Source organism: Bacillus timonensis (genome assembly GCF_004799755.1).
Classification (GTDB): domain Bacteria; phylum Bacillota; class Bacilli; order Bacillales; family Bacillaceae_L; genus Ferdinandcohnia; species Ferdinandcohnia timonensis_A.
In genome coordinates, this window is sequence record NZ_SLUB01000014.1 from 22,734 (window position 1) to 42,670 (window position 19,937).

Consider the following 19,937-nt stretch of genomic DNA (forward strand, 5'->3'; position numbering starts at 1 on the left):
ATGCTCGGGGAACATTTGCTACAGCATGTACCGCTAGACCACTTTTGCGGCACATGCTCGGGGAACATTTGCTACAGCTTGTACCGCTAGACCCACGTTGCGGCACATGCTTGGGGAATTTTTGCTTCAGCTTGTACCACTAGACCACCCTTGCGTAACATGCTTGGATAATATCAAGCTTCAGCTTGTACCCGTTAAACCACCTATGCGGCACAAACTTGATTAAAATGATTCCGTGCATGTATCTCAAGAACTCTTAACCACCCACATACCCCGGCAAAAATACAACTTTTGAACATTTAGTGAAAAGTATTTGACAATTTTGTGAACAAAGTGAATAATTTATAGTAGGAGGATGAGGAAAAATGAAAACTACTATGCTTGAGGCTGTTAAGTATTTTGGGGGAACAGTGCTTATTGCCGGTATCATTATTTTTTGTCTAGGATTTTTCGGAAGCGGTTCCAGCGTATTAACGCCGATTGGAATCGGAACAGTTATGGGAGCCATTTTTGTCTTTTTAATGGGGCTATTTTTAATCGCATCTGAAGAAATGTTACTGAAGGCACAGGGGACAAAACAAGACTAAATCATTCATTCATTAACTATAGACCTAGCCGTTCATAATCGGCTAGGCTTTTGTTTGCACAAAAAAAGAGTGCCCGTAAAGGACACCCTCGATCTATTACATATCCCAAACCAATAGGAATAGTGTACCGAAAATTGTAACGATGGCGATAAAAATCATGAAATACACATTTGCGTAAATAGCCCAACGATCTTTTGTTTCACCCGCATGCATGAATACAACGAGTTGTACCAATGCTTGCACAAATGCTGTAACGATTAATATTGTTATACCTACCGTAAAGGATAGGTCAAGGAAGTACACGGAAAGAGCAATAACTGTAAGTAGCAATGAAAAGACAAAGCCATTTATTTGTTTCGCTGGAAAAAGTTCTTTCATATTACATCATTCCTTTCAAATAGATGAAGCTGAAGATGAAAATCCAGACTACATCTAAGAAGTGCCAATACAATGAAAAGATGAATGATTTACCAGCAGTTTCTGCAGTTAACCCTCTTTTTCTGATTTGGAGAAGGATCATCACTCCCCAAAATAATCCAAATGTTACGTGAAGTCCGTGTGTTCCTAAAGTTGTTAACAACATCGCAGTAAATGCGCTTGTTTGAAGACCTGCGCCAACATGGACATAGTGTACAAACTCGTAAATTTCAACACCTAGGAAGGTTAAGCCTAGAAGTAATGTGACCGCAAAGAAGCCCATCATTGCCTTCACTCTGCCAATGCGCATTGCATGAACTGCAAGACCGATTGTAAAACTACTCGTTAAAAGTAATAAGGTTTCGATTAAAACAGGTGTGATTTCAAAAATCTCTGCGCCTGACGGACCGCTTCCGATGCGGTTCTCTAATGTAAAATACGATGTAAACAATGTTGCGAAAAGCATAATTTCAGCACCAAGGAAAACCCAGAAGCCAAAAATATTTAATTCGTTTTGGTGCGTACTATATTCAAGAGGTTGCGAGTGTCCTAGTTTCATAGTTTAGCACCTCCAAGTTTTTCTTCTGTTTCTTTTATTTTTTCAACTGGAATGTAATGTCCAGGGTCCTTTTCAAATGAACGGTATGCCATACAAACAAAGATTCCAATTGTTGAAGCAATCAACAGTGGCCAAATCGCAAATACGAATGAGAAGCCCCATACAAAGAAAATGCTACACATGATGAACGGAAGTCCACTATTGTTTGGCATATGAATTTTTTCAATTTCACCTGGGAATAACTTGTGCTTTTTCTTTTTGTCATCCCAGAAGGGTTCACTAGAGTTCACGCTTGGTGTTAATGCAAAGTTATACTCAGGAACTGGAGTATGTGTTGCCCACTCTAAAGTACGTGCATCCCATGGATCACTACCAATATTTCTTGGTGAGTAACGGATACTGTAATACACGTTATATACAATCAGAACAAATCCGATTGCCATAATACCCGCACCGATGAACGAAATCATATTCAATGGACCAAAACCAGTTGACTCAGAGTATGTGTACATACGACGAGCCTGACCGTCTAATCCAGTGATGTACATCGGGAAGAATGCTAATACAAATCCGATTGCAAGTGACCAGAACGTCCATTTTCCGATTCGTTCATTAAGCATAAATCCAAACATTTTTGGCCAGTAATACGTGAGTGCTGCAAGCATCGCAAACACAACACCTGGAATAATCGTGTTATGGAAGTGTGCTACAAGGAACATCGTGTTGTGGTACTGGTAATCGGCTGCTGACATCGCAAGCATAACCCCAGTTACCCCACCAATTGTGAATAACGGAATAAATCCAATGGAGTAAAGCATGGGAACGGTAAAACGGATTTTACCTTTCCATAATGTAAACAACCAGTTAAAGATTTTCACACCTGTTGGAACAGCAATCATCATCGTTGTAATTGAGAAGAAGCTGTTTGATGCAGCCCCCTGCCCCATTGTAAAGAAGTGATGCGCCCAAACTAGACATGAAAGTACTGAGATGATGACCATAGAACCAACCATTGATTTATAGCCATATAGGTTTCTTCCTGAGAAGGTTGAAATGATCTCACTGTAAATACCAAACGCTGGTAGGATCAAGATATAAACCTCAGGATGTCCCCAAACCCAGAATAGGTTGGCCCATAGCATATCCATTCCACCGTTCGTGCTAGCAAAGAAATGTGTACCGAAAAGTCGGTCCATTGTTCCCATCGCTAATGCAACTGTTAAAACTGGGAATACTGTTACGATAATTAAGTTCGCAATAAGAGTTGACCAAGTGAACATTGGCATTTTCATCAATGTCATGCCAGGTGCTCTCATTTTTAAAATGGTCGTTATCATATTAATACCTGTCATTAAGGTACCAAGACCCGATATCTGCAAGGCAATCATATAATAGTTCGTACCCACTGATTCACTAAAATCATTTCCTGCAAGTGGGAAGTATGAAGTCCAACCTGCATCAGGTGACCCCCCAATTACGAAAGAAATGTTAAATAGCATTGCCCCCATAAAGAAGAGCCAGAAGCTGATTGCGTTTAGTCGCGGGAATGCCACATCACGGGCTCCAATTTGTAATGGTACAACATAGTTCATGAATCCCATGATAAACGGCATCGCCATGAACATGATCATGATTACACCATGCGTTGTAAAAATTTCATTATAGTGCTGTGCGTCTAACAGCTTGGCTTCCGGTGTTGCTAGCTGCGCACGTAACATAACAGCATCTACCCCACCACGGAAAAGCATGAGTAAGGCGGAAATTAAATACATAATTCCAATTCGTTTATGGTCAACGGTTGTTAACCATTCGCGCCAGAGATAGCCCCATTTTTTAAAATAGGATAAACCGGCGACAATTCCGATTACGGTAAGTCCAATTGCGACCATCGCAGCATAGATGGCGGGACTAGGATGTGGTATGGCAAAACGTTCAAAGAATTCCATCCGTTGTTACTCCTTTCAAGTGAAGTGAATTCGGCGATCAAGATTTATTGGTTTGAAATGTTCAAAAACATTCATTATGAATAGTTCGTTTTTATCTTCGAGACATAGTATTAAGGACCATATTTATTTTTAACCTCGTGATTTGTCTGTGAGAAGCTCTGTCGAAGACATTTTCCTGCTTTACACTGTTTGTTTTGTCCTTGATACGTGGTATCGGGGACATTTTCCTGCTATACACTGTTTGTTTTGTCCTCGAGAAACGGTGTCAGAGACATTTCGAAGATCTCAACCTCTACTTTTGTCCTCGAGACACTGTATCAGAGACATTTTCCTGCTTCAAACGGTCTGTTTTGTCCTTGATACGTGGTATCAGAGACATTTTCCGGCATCACACCGTTTGTTTTGTCCTCGAGAAACGGTGTCAGAGACATTTCGAAGATCTCAACCTCTACTTTTGTCCTCGAGACACTGTGTCAGAGACATTTTCCTGCTTCAAACGGTCTGTTTTGTCCTTGATACGTGGTATCGGAGACATTTTCTTGCTATACACTGTTTGTTTTGTCCTCGAGAAACGGTATCAGAGACATTTCGAAGATCTCAACCACAACTTTTGTCCTCGAGACACTGTGTCAGAGACATTTTCCGGCATCACACCATTTGTTTTGTCCTTGATACGTGGTATCAGAGACATTTTCCTGCTTTACACTGTTTGTTTTGTCCTCGAGAAACGGTCTCAGAGACATTTCGAAGATCTCAACCTCTACTTTTGTCCTCGAGACACTGTATCAGAGACATTTTCCTGCTTCAAACGGTCTGTTTTGTCCTTGATACGTGGTATCAGAGACATTTTCCTGCTTTACACTGTTTGTTTTGTCCTCGAGAAACGGTCTCAGAGACAATTCAATGTCTTACTCTGTAACGTTTGTCCGTGAGGAGCAGCAATCCTAAATATTAATGCCCATCATGCTCTGATTGAGTTTCGTGCTCGTCATGACCTTCCTCGTGACCTTCTTCAGAATCTGCTGAGCCATGATCATGTTCTGGTGGTGGCGCAAATTCTAGGTGAGTTCCGGTAAACGTCATTTGACCAAGATGCCCAGGTTCTAACAACTCATCAAATTTTTCTTCTGTAAGAGGCTTTGCTGTTTCTTTAACCTCGTCTACCCAATCTTCAAAGTCTTTTTCAGGAACAGCCTTTACACTAAATGTGTTTTCTGCAAATCCTTTACCACTGAAGTTTGCGTTACGTCCCATTAATTCACCCTGCTCATCTGCAGCTAGATGCAATGTCGTAATCATGTCGGCCATGGCGTACTTTTGTCCGCCAAGCTGTGGGATCCAGAAGCTTGTAATGGGTCCGTAAGAATAAAGTCTGAATTCAAGTGGTCGGTCTGTTGGAACATATAAGTAATTGACTGTTTCAATCTCCTCTTCCGGGTAGCTGAAATGCCATTTCCAGTTTGAGGATGATGCATAAATCACCAATGGTTCTTGGTCTTCGTAACCTTTTGGTGCAGACTCGACAATGTAGTTACTTTGTACAGAAACAACTGAAAGATAACCAACGATTAAAATTGGAATACCGATACAAATGGCTTCAACCCAAGGATTCCCTTCAATATGTGGCGGTTCGTAATCCTCTGGCATTTTTGAAGCTCGATATTTAACAAGCATATAAATTAGCAATGCGAAAACAACTATGACTACTACAGCCATGATTCCAATTGAGAGTAGGATATCTTGGGCTTGCCTCTCAGCTTGTGGACCCTTTGGATCAAGGACTGCTAATGGTTCACAGCCTGTTAGCACTGTGGCAATAGTAATAACCATTAATAAGAAAAACCATTTGATTTTCATAAAAGTACTCCTTTCCGAATGGATGCTCTTACTTCACAACTATGAATGTTATACAGAATTTGTGTACAACTTCACAAAGTTGTCAAAATTTTTTTAGCTACTTGTTTTTTTCGTAATATATTAAAAAACTGCAGCTAAAAAGTTTATTTTTCTAAAATAATTTCTTTAGATTTTTTCCACTGTGTAAATGATGATAACATCAAAACTTTGAAAAGTTGTTACAGAATCAAGAAGGAAGTTTTTGGAAAACAAAAATCCCTTTAACATAAGTGCTCCAAACCTTGATGTGATGCTTATCACAGGTGTTTTTCCGAATTTGAACATTTTGTTACAATCTCAAACGAAAAAAAATTTCCCTATTATTAATGGAATTTCAAATATCCAACCATACTATAAAAAATGATGTTCGTAAGGGTGGTGGGGACACTGAAATTATTGTGGACTATGATGCTTTTCTTTTCTGTTCAGCAATTCCAACCTCAGGATCATGTATACATAACCTATAAAGGAAATCCGATTGCGACCGTGAATCGTGCTGAATATTCTCTTCCATTGCTCGGTGTTCCTACATTGGACACCAAAAAATTCACAGATTTTCTAACTTATTTAGATGAGCAAGTCTACGAGGAACCGAAGGACGCAAAGATTGGTAAATCAGGAGATATCGTCAAGGAACATGTAGGCGTGAAATTAAATAAGGATAAATTCACAAAGTTGTTTTACTCTAGTTTTTTTGGAAAAAAGGATTTTATTGAGGTTCCGATTGAACGAATTTATCCACGTGTAGATAGTGAACTTTTATCAACCATTCGGGTAAAAAAAATCGGACAATATGTCACGCATTTTAATTCTTCTAATAAAGAACGTGCCACAAATATTGCTCTTTCCGCCGCGGCCATTGATAGTTATGTGCTATTTCAAAATGAAACCTTCTCTTTTAATAAGGTTGTTGGCAAGCGAACTGCTGCACGAGGGTATCAGCCTGCGCCAGAAATCATTAGAGGTGAATTAATTGAAGGAATCGGTGGTGGGATTTGTCAAACCTCCTCGACCCTTTTCAATGCCGTCGACCTTGCCGGGGTTGAGATCGTTAAGCGCTATTCCCACAGCAAACGTGTTGGCTATGTACCACCAGGACGCGATGCAACGGTGAGTTGGTACGGACCTGATTTTCTTTTTAAAAATACATACAATCAACCGATTTTAATACGAGCAAGGGTTAATGGCGGAACGATTATCGTTTCTATATATTCATCGGAGGACATCAATTATACGCCACGAAAGATTAAACCGAAAAAGGAAAAGAGAGACCACTCATAAACTACTTTGGTCTCTCGATTTCAAAAATATTTCCTATTTTCGCATAGTAATTGCCTGCCAAACGGCTTACTGCTCCTAGTTTTACTTGGTCAATTCGGCCGTTGCTATACAGTTCCTCATCGACATGAAACTGGACCACTTTTCCGATGAGTAAATCACAACCAGGCTGTTCCTTACCTCCTAATTCGATTGCCTGCTCTAACACACATTCCATTCGGATTTTGGCTTCCTTTATCCCCGGTACACTAATAGTGGTACTTTCGACCGGAGTAAGTTGGGCCAGCTCAATTTCACTTTCATCTGGCGAAAGACTCGCTGCCGTCAGATTGATTTTTTCCACATTACTCTCATCCACGATATGAACGACAAACTCTTTTCCTTCAATACTATTTCGAGCTGTATCCTTCATCACTCCCTCTTTCCGTTGAATCGATAAGGAAATGAGGGGTGGATTGGAAGATACTATATTAAAATAACTAAAAGGCGCACCGTTTAGCGTACCTGTCTTCGATAACGATGTTACAAAGGCAATGGGTCTAGGGATAATGCTGCCAATTAACAGTTTATAATTATCCCTTTCTGAACTCATACTTGGATCAATTGAAATCATTTTTAATCTCCTTTTAATCCAGATTTCTTACTTCAAATGGTAACAGGACATTTTCTATTTTCTGACGATGTGGTTCATATTGTGGCGGCAGTTTCAGTTCTGAACCCATTTTCTCATATTCCTCATCGATTCCAAATCCCGGAGGATCTGTCGCAATTTCAAATAAAATTTCACCATGCTCTCTAAAATAAATGGCATTAAAATAATTTCGGTCGCGCACTTGTGTCACTCCATATCCATGATCGGCAATGTATTGTTGCCACTGCAATTGCTCCTCATCATCCTTCGCACGCCATGCAATGTGATGGACGGTTCCAACACCCATTTTACCTTTTTCACCAGGCGTTCGTTTGACATCAATCACATTCCCAATGTCACCTTCAGCTTTAAAACGAAGAAAATCTCCTTCCTCACCAATGCGCTCTAGTCCCATTACTGATAGAAGTTTTTCTGTTTGTTCGGGCTGTGAGGAAAATAAAACTGCACCACCAAAGCCCTTTATTGCAACATTAGAGGTCACATCTCCAAATTCCCACTTACTGTTTGCTCCTTCTTCTCGTTCTACCAGTTCAAGGTGCAGACCGTGGACATCATTAAATTGGAGATACTGTTCTCCGAAACGCTCTGTTTTTTTATACGTGAGATTAAACTTGGTTAACCTTGATTCCCAAAAAGGAAGTGCTCCCTTTGGAACTACGTAGGTTGTCACTCCCACTTGGCCATCGCCTATTTTTCCTTGATACGCATCTGCCCATGGGAAAAAGGTAATAATGCTTCCTGGATTGCCGACGTCATCTCCAAAATAAAAGTGATACGTACCTGGGTCATCAAAATTGACTGTTTTTTTCACTAGACGCAGTCCTAAAACACCAGCATAGAAATCGACATTCTCTTGGGGATGTCCAACGATGGCAGTAATATGATGTATGCCTGCTGTTTTCATAGTATCAGTCTCCTTTTATCATTCGTTCATTTAGTTTCCAACAAGTAGGTCGGAATATTCATTCTAGAAATTATCTTTAATTAAGTTATCTTGAATTCGAGATAATAATAAATCATTTTTTTGAGATTGTCAATTTTATATCGGTTAAACCCATATTAAAAGCCTTCCGGTTTGTCCAGAAGGCCAGTATCTTTTATTTGGTTTACGAAGCGATTAGTTTTTCAGCAAATTGCCTGCCGAATTCTTTACATATCCGTTCATCTTTTTCGTTTGGAGTGAGTTCGACTTTTAATGGATCTGCGATAACGTCAGCTCCCCGCTCTTTTAGCTTTTCCATAAGTAGATCGACAGCACCGCCATAATTCGAGTATAGAGTACTTCCCGAACCAAACACTGCACTCTTTTTAAAATGAAAATCAAGATGATCCATTTCTTCATAAAAGTCTAGTAATTCATCAGGGAGCTCTCCCTCTCCCCACGTATAGCTGCCAATAATGATCCCATCATACTTAACCATTTCTTCAGGGTCTATTTCAAAGCATTCTTTTACGTCCAATTGGATCCCTTTTTCCTGCACACCTTCTGCAATATAAGTTGCCATTAATTCTGTATTACCTGACATGCTTGCATATACGAGAATGGCATTGGTCAACGTTCTCACCTTTTCTTTAGTTGTTCACTTTCTTCTTTAGCTCTTCTAGTTGTTTGATGATGATTTTTCTTTGTCCTTTTAACTCTATTAAGCCTTGGTTTTGAAATGCTGAAAGCCTTCGACTGAGAGTCTCCTGTGAGGTTCCGAGATAGGATGCGAGGTCTCCTTTGCGAATCGGCAGTTCAATCGTCATCGTTGCTTCTTCCTGCCCTTCAATAAGCTCGACTAAGTAGCCTGCCACACGCTTTTCCACATCCTGCGAATTTAGTTTTTCAATGAGTGTTTCCGTTTCATGGAGACGACTCGTAAACTCCTCTAAGATTTTTAATGAAATGGTTGGATAACGTAGGAGTAATTGATGAATGTCCCGTTGCTGGATGGTGCAAACCTCCGTATCTTCCATTGCCTCTGCAAAGCTTGTCGTAATTGTTTTTGAAAAAAGGGATAGCTCACCAATGAAATCACCTTCTTCAACAAATCGGATAATTTGTTCTTTTCCGTTTTCCGTAATTCGGTACATTTTTACCAGGCCATTGTGGACAATAAAAAGTTGTTCGGAGAGTCCATCTGAATGGAATAAAAGCTCACCTTTCTTGAAATGTTTGCTTCTTGCAACTTGTGAAATTTCAGCCATTTCGTTTCCAGTCAAATGGTTGAAAATCGGTACTCTCGAAATACATGATTTTTTCATTTGATCATTGTGATTACAAGAATGACAGGTCATTAATCTCTCTCCTTTAGTTATCGTTCAGTACACCTACTGTTTCCTTCTTTAAACATACCAGATACTAGGAGAAACTACCTTGTTAAAACACCTATGATTCCTAAAGTTGTCACCATTGCTTCCTCAAACAGTTTTGCTCCAATTTGTTTACAACTTTATTGTACGTGTAACTAGAAAGAGAAACTTTGACGTGGGTCAAAATTGGGGAATAATTAAGATTTTGAGGAAAAATAAGAAGAGGAGGTTGGCCCTCCCCTTAGTTTTGACGCGTATTTTTCGAATAGCCATCACGCGAACGGTATTGCTGTGGTGCTCTCGCTGGGTATCGCAATGGAAAGCTGAACATATGAACGAGCTTTGTAAATGGAATCGATGCAAATAACAAGAACGACAAGATGACGTGAATTTTAAACAGAGTGGGAACATTGAGCATTAATTCAGGCTGTGGATTTAATGTGAATAAGCTACGGAACCACGGCCCAATTGAAACTCGATACTCATATGCCGCAACGGTTGTGTTATACACCAATGTCATGTACGTCCCCAAACCCGCAATAATAAGCAGCAGAATGATTGTAAAATAACTGCCTGCTGACGTATGTACATGAACGCGCTCAATGACAAATTTTCGAATCAAAAATAGAACTAATCCAAGCACTACCATAAGCCCGGCAACGCCTCCTCCGGCTATGGCAAATAGATGATATGTATGGTCGTCGATTCCGATTGCATTGTAAAACTCAAGAGGAATCAGCATCCCCATTACATGACCAATAAAGGCGAAAATAATCCCATAGTGAAAAATCACAGATGCGTAGCGCAGCCACTTTTTCTCAAAGATTTCTGTAGATGGTGCCGTCCAGCTTTTGCCTCGGAACACAAACCGATAAAATGACCCTACAACAAGGATTGCTGCGCATAAATAAGGATATGCTGTCCACCAGAAATGTAATTCCATTCAATGACCTCCTTTCGAATTCATGAAGCAAAGAGTAAACTTATCCACATAAGAACGTTTGTTTTCCACAACCTGTGGATCCTTTTGTGGATAGTGTTGAAAGATCACCCATTTTCTTTTTCCACAATATCCACGTTATCCACATAAAAGCATTCTTTTTATCCACATTGTCCACATTATCCACAGAGTTATGAACATCATTGATAAAACATCGGATATGGTAATTCTTCTAAATCTGCCTTCTCACGCTGATTTTCTAACAATGTAATTTCTTCGGCTTCTGGTGCTTCAAAGACAAACATCATTAATAGGTCGATAATCTTGTGGTATGGATTCGAATCCAAAAGATTCTTATGAATTCGATCAACGGCGAAGGCTAAGCGGCGGTATAACCGTTCAAAGTTTTCTCCCTCTGGTGCATGTGCTAAAAGTTCAAACAGCATCGGGATATAATCCACAATTTCCTTACCGTGATATTCAAATCCACCTTCGACGATTAATTTTTGTAGCTTAATTAAAGCTGCTCCTCGTTTTCGGCTATCCCCTAACTCATGGGCAGTTAAATATAATCCTGTTTTATCCTTATAATCGAAGGTCTCTACATAGTGTTCCTGTAATTCAAGTAATGGCATCTTAAAGAGAGGCGCAATTCTTTCTAAGATTTCATTTCCCATTTTTACAGAACCCACTTCTTCATTCACATAATCCTCGAAATCCGGGTACCCTTCTAAAAGGGTTCGATCCGGATAATCAAGAATACGGGACATGATCATTAATATCGCTTTTGCTTCATTGGTCATTGATTTCCACTTCTTTCAAATGGATATGTCACCATTCCTTCTGGAGGGGCTAAATCCTCAATACTACATGCGCCTTGCTTATAATGGAGGTCTTCATCCATTTCTCGGCGAGCGGTCGGAATCACAAAGCGCTCATTGTATTTAGCAACTCCTAATAAGCGCTGCATCTCTTCAAGCTCTTCTGGTGTCGTTTTTGCTTCCTTTATAAGCTTGTTCATTGACTCACCATCAATTCCTCCAACTGTTTTTGCCCGCATGTGAACACGCATCGCGGCCATTTTAAGGAGGACACGGCGAATAACATTCGTATCATCTGCCGATAAAATGGAGGCCAAATACTCCATCGGGATTCTCATGTCATCAACAGCTGGAATATAGCCATCTGCACTTAAAGACTGCTCGTTCGTGATATGGTTCATGATTGGACTAAGTGGAGGCACATACCACACCATTGGCATGGTGCGATATTCAGGGTGCAATGGCAATGCAATCTTCCACTTCATCGCCATTTTATACACAGGTGACTCCTGCGCACTCTTAATCCAACTTTGATTAATTCCTTGCTGTTCTGCTTTTTCAATCACTTCTGGATCAAATGGGTCTAAAAAGACGGAGAGCTGTGATTCATATAAGTCCTTCGGGTCTTCAACAGAAGCTGCTTCCTTCACACGGTCAGCATCATATAAAACAACCCCGATATAGCGGATTCGACCTACACATGTTTCGGAACAAATGGTTGGAAGACCCGCTTCTGTACGTGGATAACAGAAATTACATTTCTCCGCTTTATGCGTGTTCCAGTTATAGTACACCTTGTGGTATGGACATCCATTCATGCAAAAACGCCAGCCACGGCACGCATCCTGGTCAACCAGAACAATTCCATCCTCATCCCTTTTGTAAAGTGCACCTGACGGACAGGATGCAACACAGGATGGATTTAAGCAATGCTCACAAATTCGTGGTAGATACATCATGAATGTTTTTTCATACTCCATCGCAATATGCTCTTGAAGCTTTTGCACATTAGGGTCCATTGGGACAACTTCACTACCACCTGCAAGGTCATCGTCCCAGTTCGGTCCCCATTCCGGCTTATCCATATATTTTCCAGTAATCATTGACTTTGGACGTGCCACAGGGATGTTTTCCCCTTTTTCAGCCCAATGAAGATGTTCAAAATCATATGTCCATGGCTCATAAAAATCATCAAGCTCTGCCATATTTGGATTGTAAAAAATGTTTGCCAATTTGGAAATTGGACCACCAGCTCGGAGGTGTAGCTTTCCATTTCGTAATGTCCAGCCACCCTTAAAGCGATCCGTGTTTTCCCATTCTTTCGGGTACCCTGGTCCTGGACGGGTTTCAACGTTATTGAACCAGACGTACTCCATACCTGGTCGATTGGTCCATACATTTTTACATGTGACAGAACAAGTATGACAGCCAATACACTTGTCGAGGTGCATCACCATTGCCACTTGTGCCTTAATCCTCAAGCCAGTCGACCTCCTTTAATGGGCGAACAATTGTCAACGTATCTCTCTGGCTACCTGTTGGTCCATAATAATTGAAGCCATAGCTTAACTGTGAATAACCACCAATCATATGTGTTGCCTTTGGATAAATTCTGGTCACGCTGTTATGTGTTCCACCACGATTTTTATTAATTGTATTACCTGGAACTCCCATTGTGCGGTCTTGGGCATGGTGCATATAGACCGCTCCGCGCGGCATTCTGTATGTTAGAACTGCCCTTGCAACAACGGCGCCGTTCCGGTTATATAACTCAATCCAATCGTTGTCCTTAATGCCGATTTCAGCAGCATCCTCTTCATTCAACCAGACCACCTGCCAGCCTCTAAAAAGCTGAACCATGTTGCGGGTATCTGTGAACATCGTGTGGATGCCCCATTTTTGGTGTGGTGTCATGTAACGAAGAGTAATGGACTTACCACGATTCTCGACCTCTTTTTCACCTTTAATAAAGGGACCTTTGTTAATTGGCGGGAGATAGAGCGGCAGACCTTCTCCATAATCAAGCATTACTTCGTGGTCTAAATAAAAGCTTTGTCGTCCTGTAAGAGTGTGCCATGGAATATGGTACTCTTTGTTAACCGTAAATGGTGAATAACGACGACCATCACTTTCGAGCCCACTCCAAACTGGTGTTGAAAGGGTTTGTCTCGGTTGAATGGTCAAGGCATCTAATGTAAAGTCCTCTTCCTCACGCGCCTCTGAAATATGCTCCAGTTTCTTCCCTGTCTTTTGCTCCATCGATTTCCAACCTTCAACCGCACGCTTACCATTTGTGGCTCCTGACATGAGAAGAATCGCATTAATGGCTTTCACATCGGAATATAAGGAAGGAAGACCTTTTCCAATCCCTTGTGATTTTGAAGGCCCTAGTCGGTCCAATAAGGATGGATAGACCTTATCACCAGGGATTTTAACCCCTTTCGTACCGTACCCATTTTTAATATTCGGTCCAACAGTTATCCACATGTCATACACATTCGGATAATCACGTTTCACGAAATTGAGGTTTGGCATTGTTTTTCCTGGAATTCCTTCCACTTCACCTTTACGCCAATCCTTCACTTTTCCGAAAGGTTGAGCAATTTCATTGATTGTGTCATGGGCAAGTGGTGAAATGACGAGATCCTCTTGTGCCGGTAAATGATCTTTCGCAAGCTCTGAAAAAGCTTTTGCAATTTCCCTAAATGCATCCCAGTCACTTCTTGTTTCCCAAGGTGGGTTAATCGCTGCATTAAATGGATGGACAAATGGGTGTAAATCGGTTGTACTTATGTCCTGTTTTTCATACCAAGTTGCTGCAGGCAGGATAATATCAGAGAACAGCCCAGAGCTAGTCATCCGGAAATCCATACTAATGAAGAGATCCGTCTTTCCTTCAGGTATCTCTTCTGAAATCTTAACATCCTTTGGTTGCCACGATTGCTCAGGGTCGGATAAAACGGTATCCTTTGAGCCAATTAAATGCTTGACGAAATACTCATGGCCTTTCCCACTGTCGCCTAATAAATTGGAGCGCCAATTAAAGAAGACTCTCGGGAAATTCCGTGGGTCATTCGGATTTTCAATCGCAAAATCAAGTTTCCCATCGACGAGTTGTTTGGCAATGTCATCGATCACAGCCTGGTCATCACTATTTTTTGAACGAGCTTCTTTCATGACATCTAATGAATTTTGCGATAGTGTCGGGAAACTCGGTAACCATCCAAGGCGTGCCGACATTGCATTAAAATCAGCCGGATGCATGTTGGAATATTTGCTTCCCCAGTCTGTCTCCCTATCATCAAAATCATATTCATAACGGAACTGTTCGGTTGCAAAATAGAAAAACGATGTACCATTCATTAAACGCGGTGCTTTCACCCAGTCATTCGCAAAGGCAATTTGTGAAAAGCCCTCTAATGGTCGAACCTTTTCCTGACCCACATAGTGAGCCCAACCGCCACCATTGACACCTTGTGAACCCGTTAATAGAACAAGATTTAAAATGGCGCGATAGATTTGGTCACTATGGAACCAGTGGTTTGTTCCTCCCCCCATCGCAATCATCGATTTACCTTGGGTTAGAGCTGCATTTTCTGCAAATTCACGTGCTACCTGGATAACGTGTTCCTTTTTTACACCCGTAATGCTTTCTTGCCACGCCGGAGTGTAGGGTCTAGCAGCATCATTATAATCAGTCGGATAGTCACCTTGAATTCCTCGGTTAATACCGGTGTGAGCAAGCATAAGGTCATAAACGGTCGTCACAATTAGTTCATTTCCGGATTGGTCCTTCATTCGTTTAATGGGTACACCGCGCACCACTTTTCCGCCCTCTTTTTCGGCGAAATAAGGGAATTCTACCATTACAACTTCATCGGATTCCTTAATAAAACTTAACTTCGGATTGATACTCGTACCATCCTCCGTTGTCATATCAAGATTCCATTTTGTGCTGCTATCCCATCTGAAGCCTTGGCTTCCATTTGGAATTGCAATTTGATTTGTATTTTCATCCCAAACTACGGTTTTCCATTCACCAAGCTCTTGTTGATCGGAAAAATCAGAAGCACGCAGGAATCGGTCGGATCGATAGTTTTCTCCTTTTTTACCTAGAGTAATGAGGAACGGTAAATCTGTGTATTGTTTAGCATAATCCCTAAAATAAGGCGTTTCTTTATCCACATAAAATTCTTTTAAAATAACATGGGTCATGGCCATCGCAAGTGCACCATCTGTTCCCGCTTTTGCAGGAAGCCAAATGTCTGCAAACTTGTCATATTCCGCGTAGTCTGGGCTAACTCCGACTACTTTTGTACCGTTATAACGAGCTTCCACCATAAAATGGGCATCAGGGGTTCTCGTTTGTGGGATGTTCGTCCCCCATATAATGAAGTATTTCGTATTGTACCAATCACCGCTTTCCGGAACGTCGGTTTGGTCACCCCAGACTTGTGGTGATGCTGGCGGTAAATCTGCATACCAATCATAGAAGCTTAGAATGGTTCCGCCAATTAGGGATAAAAATCTTGCCCCACCTGCATAGCTCACCATTGACATGGCTGGAATCGGGCTAAACCCCACGACCCGGTCTGGTCCATATTTTTTGATGGTATAGATGCTAGATGCTGCAATGATTTGGCAAACGTCCTTCCAGTTACCCCTAACAAATCCACCTTTACCACGCGCAGAAACATAAGCCTTTCGCTTTTCAGGATTAGTTACGATATTTTCCCATGCTTGTACCGGATTATCTGACTTTGCGACTTCATCCTTCCAAAGAGCAAGGAGGTCCCCTCGTACATATGGATATTTCACCCGTGTTGGGCTATATGTATACCACGAGAAGCTTGCACCCCGTGGACATCCGCGAGGCTCGTAGTCTGGGAAATTGTCACCAGTTGTCGGATAGTCTGTTTGCTGAGTTTCATAGGCAATGATCCCGTCTTTGACATGGATTTTCCAGCTACATGAACCTGTACAATTCACCCCATGGGTGGAACGGACGATCTTGTCATGAGCCCAACGCTGGCGGTAGATTGATTCCCAGTCACGCGGGCGTGGATTTTCTTCTGTCCACCCATCGTTTATACACTCTCCACGCACTAAATGCTTTAGCGAGTTGAAGAGACTATTCTGCTTAGCCAATGTCTCCATCCCTTCCCTTTATAATTTTTGCCAATGGGTTAAAGTCCTCACCCACTAACCTGAAGCTTTGTGTACCTGCTTGAAATTCTTCAAGAAATACCTCCCAGTTCGATGCATTTGCTGCCGCTAGGATAAGACGCTGAAGTGTACTCATATCTTGAATTTCATAGATTTCTTCAATCATTTTCCCTGGAATGTCACCAAATCTCATCCGGATAACAGCAATCAAATCTTCCCGATCATCAATTAACATTGCGTCATTCTCCATCGAAAACAACAAACCAACTCCTTTTAAAATATTGGCTTCCCCAATTTTCAAACTAGTTAAGAACTATAGTTTAATCATCTTGTAGTAGTCTGATATCAACTGATTCTTGCATTTTTCAGCTGTTTCTTTGAGAAAAGAAATAAACTCTTCATCTGGATCTTTTGCCTGCTCAAAACTGACAAAGGTTGTGACAGATTGCGAAAAGGATTGAGAGAATCGTAATGTCAGATCATAGCCTTTTTCTTGCTTTACTACAGTTGCATGGATATCGTACGAATGAATGTTATATGAAGAAAAGACATCAACCATCTTTTGGTATAAGTTTGGTGCTGCAAATCTGAGCAATTTTTCCTCAATTACATCTTTTTTACCCATTTTCATCCCCTTTCCTCCATTTCCTAATTTTTCACTTTATTATTCGTTGTTGGCTAGTAATTTATTCATTTCATCATGATTATGGATTTCATCGATAATAATTAAGCTATCTAAGAGAGGTATCATTCGATGATCAGCCTCTTCTGTCTCTAAGCTTTTCTTCATCGTTGCAACGATTCGACGCATTAAATCGTGATCTCGTGTTAATTGATTCACGATTTTTTCTAACTTCGGATTACTCTCGATCATTTCTTTATATAAACCTTCTTCTTCTGAATCAGCATGTTTTAGAGTTCTAGATTCCCAATGATCGATTGCCACCTCCGCAACCTGAAGGGCTTTTTCTTTATCTCCTTCTTCAATACACTTTCGAAATAGATTTCGAAGCTCTTTTGCTTCATGTAAAGCCGCCTCATGAATCGCTGAATGAGCATCTGTTTTTCGTAAACTTGGTCCTGTTGCCATTATGTTCATCCTTTCTAATTTGAACTTTCTTCTTAATCCTTTCCATCTTAAGTCTCGTTAAACTCTCTTGCTTAGATTTGGTCGAAAATTGTCATAAATGGGGGCAAACAAAGTTAGTTGGAGTTGAATAATTGGAGTAGGATTGTGGTTTCGGTTTGGGGATATCTGTTTTGGATTGGAGATATGTGTTTTGGATTGGAGATTTGTGTTTTGGTTTGGAGATTTGTGTTTTGGTTTGGAGATATGTGTTTTGGTTTGGAGATATGCGTCGGTGCTTCGGGATGTGTTTTATTTATTGGGATTTTGTGTTGCGGGTTTTGGATTTTTGCCTCTCTTCTGGATTATATGCGTCGTAAATCCGGAATTTGCGCCTCGTCTGAGATTTTTGCGTCGGCGGCTACGGATTTGCGTCTTTTTCGGGGTTTTTGCGTCGGCGGCTACGGATTTGCGTCTTTTTCGGGATTTTTGCGTCGGTGCCCCGGGAATTGCGCGTTATTTTTGATAATTGCGCATTAGCTTGGTAGAATTGCGCGTTATTTTCGATAATTGCGCATTAACTCGGTGGAATTGCGCGTTATTTTCGATTTTTGCGCTATAACCCGTTTTCCATATTCTCCAAAGCACAAACAAGAGCTGGGGTCTCCCCCATCTCTTATTCATGTCTCATTTTCAGTTAGGTCGTTGAAGAGGCCGACGTAGTATTTGACCTCACCCGCTTCATTTTTCACCTCACTTATGGTCAGCCATTCTCGATAGAGCTCTTTGTTTTTTCGCCGATTCCAAATTTCGCCCTGCCAGTAACCTTGAACATGAATTGATTTCCACATTTGGTCGTAAAATTCCGCATCATGCTTTCCAGAACGCAGAATGCTTGGTGTCTTTCCGATGGCTTCTTCGGGCTCAAATCCCGTAACCGTTGTAAATGCTTGATTGACTTTTTGAATGACTCCCTTTGGATTTGTGACCATCATCCCTTGGGCTACATTCTCAATAAGCTTTGCTTCAAGCTGAATTTTTTCAGTGTAAAACATCCACACAACGAACACTGAGCTTAATAGCGCAAACATGGCAAGCGACATAAAGCCAATTGCGTAATGTCCTGTCATCCCAAACACAATCGAAAGCACGATGGGCGGGAAGAATCCGCCTAAACCACCCATGGCCGACACAATTCCGTTGACAATCCCCGCTTGCTTTGAAAAATAATATGGTACTAGTTTAAAAATCGTTCCATTTCCGATTCCCGCAAAAATGGAGACAAGCAAGCAACCGATTGTGTATAAAATAATATCTGGTGTGAAAGCCAGAAGTACTCCTGCAAACGTGATCACATTAAATACAATGAACAAAATTAAATAAGGATTGAATTTATCACCGAGCCATCCCCCAATTGGTCTCATAAGGGTTGCTAGAGTGATAAATCCAGCCGTCCTTAAGCCCGCGTCAACTGTTGTTAAGCCAAAATAAGTAACTAAAAAGTTCGGTAAATAGACAGTAAACGCAACAAATGAACCAAATGTGACAAAATAAAATAAGCTGAGGAACCAAAGTTTTTCATTTTTATACACACTTTTAATCTGTTCACTCAATGGTTTATTGGCTTTAGGTTCATTACGGTCACCTAATAAAAAGTTTAAGAGTGCAAATAAAATAACCGGGATGAGAAATAATCGAACTGTGCTTTGCCACCCAATGTTTACTGCAAGTACAGGGGCAGCAAAAGAGGTGATCGCTGTCCCGATATTTCCTGCACCGTATATCCCGTTCACGAACCCGTGACGCTCTTTCGGATAATACTTCGGTAAAGAGGTAACCCCAATCGAAAACAAGGCTCCTCCCACTCCGATGATCAGTCCGCCAAGAACTAAATCAAACATAGAATCCGCCATACTTATATAAAGAATCGGAAGGATCAGGATGATAAAACCAATAAAAAACAACCATCTAGCCCCATATCGGTTTGTCCAAAAACCTAATAGAATTCTGAGCAGAGAACCTAAAATAACTGGAACAGCGGTGACTATTGCTGTTTGGTTATCCGTTAATGGAATATCCTGCTTTATGCTCGACATCAAGGATGACAAAATCACCCACACCATAAACCCAACAACCAAACTTGCCGTTTGAAGTGGCAGCTGCATCTTTTGCGTCCTCATTCTTCGTTCTCCTCCTCCAAACATTCCATTTTTACATTTTCCCTAGTTTATGGAATTTCAAGAAAATCAAACATACTTTTTACAGATAACAAGTGGAAGTCCTTATCGATGGATGGCAGCAAAAAATAAGGCAT

The 19,937-nt window shown here is 41.0% G+C and carries 18 protein-coding genes; 2 read left to right on the forward strand and 16 right to left on the reverse strand.

Annotated elements, in window-relative coordinates:
* Positions 1-365: 365 nt before the first annotated feature.
* Entirely contained in the window at positions 366-587 is a 222-nt protein-coding gene (locus E1I69_RS10015; RefSeq protein WP_116353552.1) for a hypothetical protein, read from the forward strand.
* Between the two features lie 96 nt (positions 588-683).
* Here E1I69_RS10015 and qoxD read toward each other — a convergent pair whose 3' ends face one another.
* The 4 genes from qoxD to qoxA all read right to left on the reverse strand — a co-directional run bounded on the left by qoxD (position 684) and on the right by qoxA (position 5,366).
* Positions 684-965 carry a cytochrome aa3 quinol oxidase subunit IV gene (gene qoxD, locus E1I69_RS10020; protein WP_136379473.1) on the reverse strand — a complete coding sequence of 94 codons (282 nt, stop codon included), beginning with the start codon at positions 963-965 and terminating at the stop codon, positions 684-686.
* Position 966: 1 nt separating this feature from the next.
* The gene (gene qoxC / locus E1I69_RS10025) at positions 967-1,563 is read right to left on the reverse strand and encodes a cytochrome aa3 quinol oxidase subunit III (RefSeq protein WP_116353546.1); all 597 of its coding nucleotides are present in this window, start codon (positions 1,561-1,563) and stop codon (positions 967-969) included.
* Positions 1,560-3,509 (reverse strand): cytochrome aa3 quinol oxidase subunit I, encoded by a 1,950-nt coding sequence (gene qoxB, locus E1I69_RS10030; RefSeq protein ID WP_136379474.1) that lies wholly within the window; start codon positions 3,507-3,509, stop codon positions 1,560-1,562. The genes qoxC and qoxB overlap by 4 nt, the downstream gene beginning before the upstream one ends.
* A gap of 951 nt (positions 3,510-4,460) precedes the next feature.
* Entirely contained in the window at positions 4,461-5,366 is a 906-nt protein-coding gene (gene qoxA, locus E1I69_RS10035; protein WP_136379475.1) for a cytochrome aa3 quinol oxidase subunit II, read from the reverse strand.
* Between the two features lie 444 nt (positions 5,367-5,810).
* Between qoxA and E1I69_RS10040 the strand changes: the two genes are divergently transcribed.
* Entirely contained in the window at positions 5,811-6,686 is an 876-nt protein-coding gene (locus tag E1I69_RS10040; RefSeq protein WP_165439154.1) for a VanW family protein, read from the forward strand.
* A 1-nt stretch (position 6,687) separates the two neighbouring features.
* Here the strand turns inward: E1I69_RS10040 and E1I69_RS10045 are convergent, their stop codons facing one another.
* The 12 genes from E1I69_RS10045 to E1I69_RS10100 all read right to left on the reverse strand — a co-directional run bounded on the left by E1I69_RS10045 (position 6,688) and on the right by E1I69_RS10100 (position 19,803).
* Complete coding sequence (locus E1I69_RS10045) at positions 6,688-7,296, reverse strand: flavin reductase family protein (protein ID WP_136379476.1); 609 nt, start codon at positions 7,294-7,296, stop codon at positions 6,688-6,690.
* A gap of 13 nt (positions 7,297-7,309) precedes the next feature.
* Positions 7,310-8,239 carry a ring-cleaving dioxygenase gene (locus tag E1I69_RS10050; RefSeq protein WP_136379477.1) on the reverse strand — a complete coding sequence of 310 codons (930 nt, stop codon included), beginning with the start codon at positions 8,237-8,239 and terminating at the stop codon, positions 7,310-7,312.
* Between the two features lie 202 nt (positions 8,240-8,441).
* Positions 8,442-8,891, reverse strand: coding sequence for a flavodoxin (locus E1I69_RS10055; RefSeq protein WP_136379478.1), 450 nt, complete (start codon positions 8,889-8,891; stop codon positions 8,442-8,444).
* A 16-nt stretch (positions 8,892-8,907) separates the two neighbouring features.
* Positions 8,908-9,615, reverse strand: a complete 708-nt coding sequence (locus E1I69_RS10060) for a Crp/Fnr family transcriptional regulator (RefSeq protein WP_136379479.1) — start codon at positions 9,613-9,615, stop codon at positions 8,908-8,910.
* A 256-nt stretch (positions 9,616-9,871) separates the two neighbouring features.
* The gene (gene narI, locus E1I69_RS10065; protein ID WP_136379480.1) at positions 9,872-10,573 is read right to left on the reverse strand and encodes a respiratory nitrate reductase subunit gamma; all 702 of its coding nucleotides are present in this window, start codon (positions 10,571-10,573) and stop codon (positions 9,872-9,874) included.
* 197 nt (positions 10,574-10,770) lie between these two features.
* On the reverse strand, positions 10,771-11,373 hold the full coding sequence (gene narJ, locus E1I69_RS10070) for a nitrate reductase molybdenum cofactor assembly chaperone (RefSeq protein ID WP_136379481.1): 603 nt from the start codon (positions 11,371-11,373) through the stop codon (positions 10,771-10,773).
* A complete protein-coding gene (gene narH, locus E1I69_RS10075; RefSeq protein ID WP_136379482.1) occupies positions 11,370-12,872 on the reverse strand; it encodes a nitrate reductase subunit beta in 1,503 nt (500 codons plus the stop codon). Before narH ends, narJ begins: the two co-directional genes overlap by 4 nt.
* Positions 12,862-16,539, reverse strand: coding sequence for a nitrate reductase subunit alpha (locus tag E1I69_RS10080; protein ID WP_207308530.1), 3,678 nt, complete (start codon positions 16,537-16,539; stop codon positions 12,862-12,864). The genes narH and E1I69_RS10080 overlap by 11 nt, the downstream gene beginning before the upstream one ends.
* Positions 16,532-16,807, reverse strand: coding sequence for a hypothetical protein (locus E1I69_RS10085; RefSeq protein ID WP_431731873.1), 276 nt, complete (start codon positions 16,805-16,807; stop codon positions 16,532-16,534). Before E1I69_RS10085 ends, E1I69_RS10080 begins: the two co-directional genes overlap by 8 nt.
* A 63-nt stretch (positions 16,808-16,870) precedes the next feature.
* Entirely contained in the window at positions 16,871-17,188 is a 318-nt protein-coding gene (locus E1I69_RS10090; RefSeq protein ID WP_136379484.1) for a hypothetical protein, read from the reverse strand.
* Between the two features lie 33 nt (positions 17,189-17,221).
* The gene (locus E1I69_RS10095) at positions 17,222-17,647 is read right to left on the reverse strand and encodes a hemerythrin domain-containing protein (RefSeq protein WP_136379485.1); all 426 of its coding nucleotides are present in this window, start codon (positions 17,645-17,647) and stop codon (positions 17,222-17,224) included.
* A gap of 656 nt (positions 17,648-18,303) precedes the next feature.
* On the reverse strand, positions 18,304-19,803 hold the full coding sequence (locus E1I69_RS10100) for a nitrate/nitrite transporter (protein WP_136379486.1): 1,500 nt from the start codon (positions 19,801-19,803) through the stop codon (positions 18,304-18,306).
* Between the last annotated feature and the right edge of the window lie 134 nt (positions 19,804-19,937).

What these genes read in the sequence shown, in the direction of transcription:
- qoxA (WP_136379475.1), bottom strand. Translation starts at nt 5,366, where the DNA reads ATGAAAATCAAATGGTTTTTCTTATTAATGGTTATTACTATTGCCACA.
- E1I69_RS10040 (WP_165439154.1), top strand. Translation starts at nt 5,811, where the DNA reads ATGATGCTTTTCTTTTCTGTTCAGCAATTCCAACCTCAGGATCATGTA.
- qoxB (WP_136379474.1), bottom strand. Translation starts at nt 3,509, where the DNA reads ATGGAATTCTTTGAACGTTTTGCCATACCACATCCTAGTCCCGCCATC.
- E1I69_RS10095 (WP_136379485.1), bottom strand. Translation starts at nt 17,647, where the DNA reads ATGGCAACAGGACCAAGTTTACGAAAAACAGATGCTCATTCAGCGATT.
- E1I69_RS10045 (WP_136379476.1), bottom strand. Translation starts at nt 7,296, where the DNA reads ATGATTTCAATTGATCCAAGTATGAGTTCAGAAAGGGATAATTATAAA.
- E1I69_RS10090 (WP_136379484.1), bottom strand. Translation starts at nt 17,188, where the DNA reads ATGAAAATGGGTAAAAAAGATGTAATTGAGGAAAAATTGCTCAGATTT.
- qoxD (WP_136379473.1), bottom strand. Translation starts at nt 965, where the DNA reads ATGAAAGAACTTTTTCCAGCGAAACAAATAAATGGCTTTGTCTTTTCA.
- E1I69_RS10050 (WP_136379477.1), bottom strand. Translation starts at nt 8,239, where the DNA reads ATGAAAACAGCAGGCATACATCATATTACTGCCATCGTTGGACATCCC.
- narI (WP_136379480.1), bottom strand. Translation starts at nt 10,573, where the DNA reads ATGGAATTACATTTCTGGTGGACAGCATATCCTTATTTATGCGCAGCA.
- narJ (WP_136379481.1), bottom strand. Translation starts at nt 11,373, where the DNA reads ATGACCAATGAAGCAAAAGCGATATTAATGATCATGTCCCGTATTCTT.
- E1I69_RS10015 (WP_116353552.1), top strand. Translation starts at nt 366, where the DNA reads ATGAAAACTACTATGCTTGAGGCTGTTAAGTATTTTGGGGGAACAGTG.
- E1I69_RS10085 (WP_431731873.1), bottom strand. Translation starts at nt 16,807, where the DNA reads ATGGAGAATGACGCAATGTTAATTGATGATCGGGAAGATTTGATTGCT.
- qoxC (WP_116353546.1), bottom strand. Translation starts at nt 1,563, where the DNA reads ATGAAACTAGGACACTCGCAACCTCTTGAATATAGTACGCACCAAAAC.
- E1I69_RS10060 (WP_136379479.1), bottom strand. Translation starts at nt 9,615, where the DNA reads ATGACCTGTCATTCTTGTAATCACAATGATCAAATGAAAAAATCATGT.
- E1I69_RS10100 (WP_136379486.1), bottom strand. Translation starts at nt 19,803, where the DNA reads ATGAGGACGCAAAAGATGCAGCTGCCACTTCAAACGGCAAGTTTGGTT.